This is a genomic window from Thalassobaculum fulvum (assembly GCF_014652915.1).
Lineage (GTDB): Bacteria > Pseudomonadota > Alphaproteobacteria > Thalassobaculales > Thalassobaculaceae > Thalassobaculum_A > Thalassobaculum_A fulvum.
On record NZ_BMZS01000020.1, the window covers coordinates 1 to 5,425 of the forward strand.

The 5,425-nt window shown below is 59.3% G+C and carries 3 tRNA genes and 3 rRNA genes; all 6 read right to left on the minus strand.

Annotated features, from left to right (window positions below):
• Window positions 1-10: 10 nt before the first annotated feature.
• The 6 genes from IE246_RS27745 to IE246_RS27770 all read right to left on the minus strand — a co-directional run bounded on the left by IE246_RS27745 (window position 11) and on the right by IE246_RS27770 (window position 5,265).
• Window positions 11-87, minus strand: a tRNA-Met gene (locus tag IE246_RS27745).
• 52 nt (window positions 88-139) lie between these two features.
• Window positions 140-254: ribosomal RNA gene (rrf, locus tag IE246_RS27750) — 5S ribosomal RNA — on the minus strand.
• 126 nt (window positions 255-380) lie between these two features.
• Window positions 381-3,122 (minus strand): 23S ribosomal RNA (locus tag IE246_RS27755).
• Between the two features lie 325 nt (window positions 3,123-3,447).
• Window positions 3,448-3,524, minus strand: a tRNA-Ile gene (locus IE246_RS27760).
• A gap of 35 nt (window positions 3,525-3,559) precedes the next feature.
• Window positions 3,560-3,635: transfer RNA gene (locus IE246_RS27765), tRNA-Ala, on the minus strand.
• 145 nt (window positions 3,636-3,780) lie between these two features.
• A 16S ribosomal RNA gene (locus tag IE246_RS27770) occupies window positions 3,781-5,265 on the minus strand.
• Together the 16S, 23S and 5S rRNA genes with 3 tRNA genes alongside form the textbook arrangement of a ribosomal RNA operon.
• Window positions 5,266-5,425 lie beyond the last annotated feature (160 nt).

Genomic DNA, 5,425 nt, shown 5'->3' on the forward strand with positions numbered 1-5,425 from the left:
TTGATATTTTTGGTTGCGGGGGCAGGATTTGAACCTGCGACCTTCAGGTTATGAGCCTGACGAGCTACCGGGCTGCTCCACCCCGCGGGTGTATGTTGGGGTGTTGGCGTGGAGAGCGTGATTTTCGTCGGACTTCAAGACCTGGCAGCGACCTACTCTCCCACGCCTTAAGACGCAGTACCATCGGCGCAGAGGGCTTTCACGGCCGAGTTCGGGATGGGATCGGGTGCGGCTCCCTCGCTATGGCCACCAGGTCATGGAGGCCGACGAAGCATGTGCTGGTTGGGTAATCGGTTGGGTAATGCTGTGAGGTCTCGTCGTCATTGGCGTTGCCGGATCCTCGGGTCGGGGATCGGGCGTTCGCCGTCGGAGGCGGGTGGTCGATCAAGCCGATCGAACGATTAGTACCGGTAAGCTTCACGTGTTGCCACGCTTCCACACCCGGCCTATCGACGTGGTGGTCTTCCACGGTTCTCAGGGAATCCTGGTCTCGAGGGGGGCTTCCCGCTTAGATGCTTTCAGCGGTTATCCCGTCCGCGCATAGCTACCCGGCAGTGCGGCTGGCGCCACAACCGGTCCACCAGAGGCGCGTCCATCCCGGTCCTCTCGTACTAGGGACAGCTCCTCTCAAGATTCCTACACCCACGGCAGATAGGGACCGAACTGTCTCACGACGTTCTAAACCCAGCTCACGTACCACTTTAATCGGCGAACAGCCGAACCCTTGGGACCTGCTCCAGCCCCAGGATGTGATGAGCCGACATCGAGGTGCCAAACACCCCCGTCGATGTGGACTCTTGGGGGGTATCAGCCTGTTATCCCCGGCGTACCTTTTATCCGTTGAGCGATGGCCCTTCCACGCGGGACCACCGGATCACTATGACCGACTTTCGTCTCTGCTCGGCCCGTCGGCCTCGCAGTCAGGCAGGCTTATGCCATTGCACTCAACAGCTGATGTCCGACCAGCTTGAGCCTACCATCGTGCGCCTCCGTTACTCTTTGGGAGGCGACCGCCCCAGTCAAACTACCCACCATGCAGGGTCCCGGACCCGGATCACGGGCCGCGGTTAGACACCAAAACATCGAAGGGCGGTATTTCAAGGATGGCTCCACGAGAACTGGCGCCCTCGCTTCAAAGCCTCCCGCCTATCCTACACATCCACATCCTGGTGCCACTGCAAAGTTGTAGTAAAGGTGCACGGGGTCTTTCCGTCTGACCGCGGGTACTCCGCATCTTCACGGAGAATTCAATTTCGCTGAGCCGGTGTTGGAGACAGCGGGGAAGTCGTTACGCCATTCGTGCAGGTCGGAACTTACCCGACAAGGAATTTCGCTACCTTAGGACCGTTATAGTTACGGCCGCCGTTTACCGGGGCTTCGATTCGAAGCTCTCACCTCTCCTCTTAACCTTCCGGCACCGGGCAGGCGTCAGACCCTATACGTCGTCTTGTCGACTTCGCAGAGCCCTGTGTTTTTAGTAAACAGTCGCCACCCCCTACTCTGTGCCACCCCCGCCTGGTTGCCCAGACGGAGGTCCCCCTTCTCCCGAAGTTACGGGGGGATTTTGCCGAGTTCCTTCAACACCGTTCCCTCAAGCGCCTCGGTATTCTCTACCAGCCCACCTGTGTCGGTTTCGGGTACGGTCCTACGGTGGAGCTATTTCCTGGAACGATCCAGCCGCCCCCTCAATCCGATAAGAGGAGACAACACTTCACGTTCGTCACTACCACCGGGTCCAGGAATATTAACCTGGTTCCCATCGACTACGGCTTTCGCCCTCGTCTTAGGGGCCGACTCACCCTGCGCGGATTAGCCTTGCGCAGGAACCCTTGGGCTTTCGGCGAGAGTGTTTCTCACACTCTTTGTCGCTACTCATGTCAGCATTCTCACTTCCGATACCTCCAGGAGGCCTGACGACGCTCCCTTCACAGGCTTACGGAACGCTCCGCTACCATGCCTGCAAGCAGGCATCCTCAGCTTCGGCGGGTGGCTTGAGCCCCGGTACATCTTCGGCGCAGGCCGGCTTGTCTAGACCAGTGAGCTATTACGCTTTCTTTAAAGGATGGCTGCTTCTAAGCCAACCTCCTGGTTGTCTTGGCCTTCCCACATCCTTTCCCACTTAGCCACCACTTGGGGGCCTTAGCTGGAGGTCTGGGTTGTTTCCCTCTCGACCACGGACGTTAGCACCCGTAGTCTGTCTGCCGCGCTGTACTCGCCGGTATTCGGAGTTTGGTTAGGTTTGGTAAGGCTCGCGCCCCCCTAGCCCATCCAGTGCTCTACCCCCGGCGGTAATCACGCGACGCGCTACCTAAATAGCTTTCGCGGAGAACCAGCTATCTCCGAGTTTGATTGGCCTTTCACCCCTATCCACAGGTCATCCCCCGCTTTTTCAACAGAGGTGGGTTCGGCCCTCCAGTGCGTGTTACCGCACCTTCAGCCTGCCCATGGATAGATCACCCGGTTTCGGGTCTGATCCAACGAACTCGACGCCCTCTTCAGACTCGCTTTCGCTGCGCCTCCACCTAGCGGCTTAGGCTTGCTCGTTAGACCAACTCGCTGACCCATTATACAAAAGGTACGCCGTCACCCCATGAAGAGGCTCCGACTGCTTGTAGGTGTTCGGTTTCAGGTCTCTTTCACTCCCCTCGTCGGGGTGCTTTTCACCTTTCCCTCACGGTACTGGTTCACTATCGGTCATCGAGGAGTACTTAGGCTTGGAGGGTGGTCCCCCCATGTTCAGACAGGGTTTCACGTGCCCCGCCCTACTCGAGGACACACACAGACGCTACCCGTACGGGGCTGTCACCCACTCTGGCCCGACTTTCCAGACGGTTCCGGTTCTTCCATGTGTGCCACTGGCCTGGTCCGCGTTCGCTCGTCACTACTAACGGAGTCTCGGTTGATGTCCTTTCCTCCGGCTACTTAGATATTTCAGTTCGCCGGGTTCGCTTCGCCGCCCTATGGATTCAGACGGCGATGACCCTAAAGGGCCGGGTTTCCCCATTCGGATATCCACGGATCAAAGCCTGTTCGCAGCTCCCCATGGCTTTTCGCAGCGTACCACGTCCTTCATCGCCTCTCGATGCCAAGGCATCCACCAAACACCCTTGAGACGCTTGATCGATCCCACCTCCAACGGCCAACGCCCGATAGTGTCGTCCACCACCGGCCGCAGCCCCGAAGACGGGACCTCGTCAGCATTGTATTACCCAGTCAGCACGACCGAACGATCCAACAGTCCCTCGAAGACTCCCCTCGCGGGGATCCCCTCGGGACCGGGCTCGCCCGGTCATCACGCTCTTCACCATGTCCAACAGCCAGCAACGGGGACAGAACCCCGCGCAAAACCCACGCCCCGCATCCCCCGTCAGGGAGACGCCAGGCAGGGCATCTCTGCTTTCCGCGATCGAGCCGGCGTTCCTTGCGGACCGCCCGGCAACAGGAAAATGGTGGGCCAGGGAAGACTTGAACTTCCGACCTCACGCTTATCAAGCGCGCGCTCTAACCAACTGAGCTACTAGCCCGTCCGAGCTCAACTCCGCCACACCGCCCCGAAGGATGGTGGAGGCGGACGGGTTCGAACCGACGACCTACGGCTTGCAAAGCCGTCGCTCTCCCAGCTGAGCTACGCCCCCATGCTGCCGGCCCACGATACCCGACGGACAGACTCCGTCAGATCTCGCAAGCCGGGGGCTCGATCGGGAAGGGATGCGCCGGCGGCGGTCCAAAGTCGGCACTGCGTGAGCTGTACCGACGACCAGGCTCCAACCGGACCCTTAGAAAGGAGGTGATCCAGCCGCAGGTTCCCCTACGGCTACCTTGTTACGACTTCACCCCAGTCGCTGACCTTACCGTGGCCGGCTGCCTCCTTGCGGTTAGCGCACCGTCTTCGGGTAAAGCCAACTCCCATGGTGTGACGGGCGGTGTGTACAAGGCCCGGGAACGTATTCACCGCGGCATGCTGATCCGCGATTACTAGCGATTCCACCTTCACGCACCCGAGTTGCAGAGTGCGATCCGAACTGAGACGGTTTTTTGGGATTGGCTCCAGGTCGCCCCTTCGCTGCCCATTGTCACCGCCATTGTAGCACGTGTGTAGCCCAGCCCATAAGGGCCATGAGGACTTGACGTCATCCCCGCCTTCCTCCTGCTTGTCACAGGCAGTTTCGCCAGAGTGCCCGGCCGAACCGATGGCAACTGACAATGAGGGTTGCGCTCGTTGCGGGACTTAACCCAACATCTCACGACACGAGCTGACGACAGCCATGCAGCACCTGTGCGGGAGCCAGCCGAACTGAAGGACACCGTCTCCGGCGCCCATACTCCCCATGTCAAGGGCTGGTAAGGTTCTGCGCGTTGCTTCGAATTAAACCACATGCTCCACCGCTTGTGCGGGCCCCCGTCAATTCCTTTGAGTTTTAACCTTGCGGCCGTACTCCCCAGGCGGAGTGCTTAATGCGTTAGCGGCGACACCGAAGAACAAGTTCCCCGACGTCTAGCACTCATCGTTTACGGCGTGGACTACCAGGGTATCTAATCCTGTTTGCTCCCCACGCTTTCGCGCCTCAGCGTCAGAAACGGACCAGGTAGCCGCCTTCGCCACTGGTGTTCTTCCCAATATCTACGAATTTCACCTCTACACTGGGAATTCCACTACCCTCTTCCGCTCTCAAGCAACGCAGTATCAAACGCACCTCCCAGGTTGAGCCCGGGGCTTTCACGTCTGACTAGCGTCACCGCCTACGCGCCCTTTACGCCCAGTAATTCCGAACAACGCTCGCCCCCTCCGTATTACCGCGGCTGCTGGCACGGAGTTAGCCGGGGCTTCTTATCCGACTACCGTCATCATCGTCATCGGCGAAAGTGCTTTACAACCCTAGGGCCTTCATCACACACGCGGCATTGCTGGATCAGGCTTGCGCCCATTGTCCAATATTCCCCACTGCTGCCTCCCGTAGGAGTCTGGGCCGTGTCTCAGTCCCAGTGTGGCTGATCATCCTCTCAGACCAGCTACCGATCGTCGCCTTGGTGAGCCGTTACCTCACCAACTAGCTAATCGGACGCGGGCCCCTCCCAAGGCGGCAAGCCTTTGCCCCTCAGGACACATCCGGTATTAGCGGCCGTTTCCAGCCGTTATTCCGAACCTCGGGGTAGGTTCCCACGCGTTACTCACCCGTGCGCCACTGCTCCGAAGAGCCGTTCGACTTGCATGTGTTAGGCATGCCGCCAGCGTTCGTTCTGAGCCAGGATCAAACTCTCAGGTTGAGCTCCATCCAACAGGGCCGAAACCCCACCAGACAGATCCAACAAGAGCTATCCGTCACATTCGATTGGCGTAATCTTCAGGCACCACAGCCACAGCCGAAACCGCAGCCACAGCGCCCTCAGACGCACAGTCAAGATGCACAGACAAGCTCATAAGCCA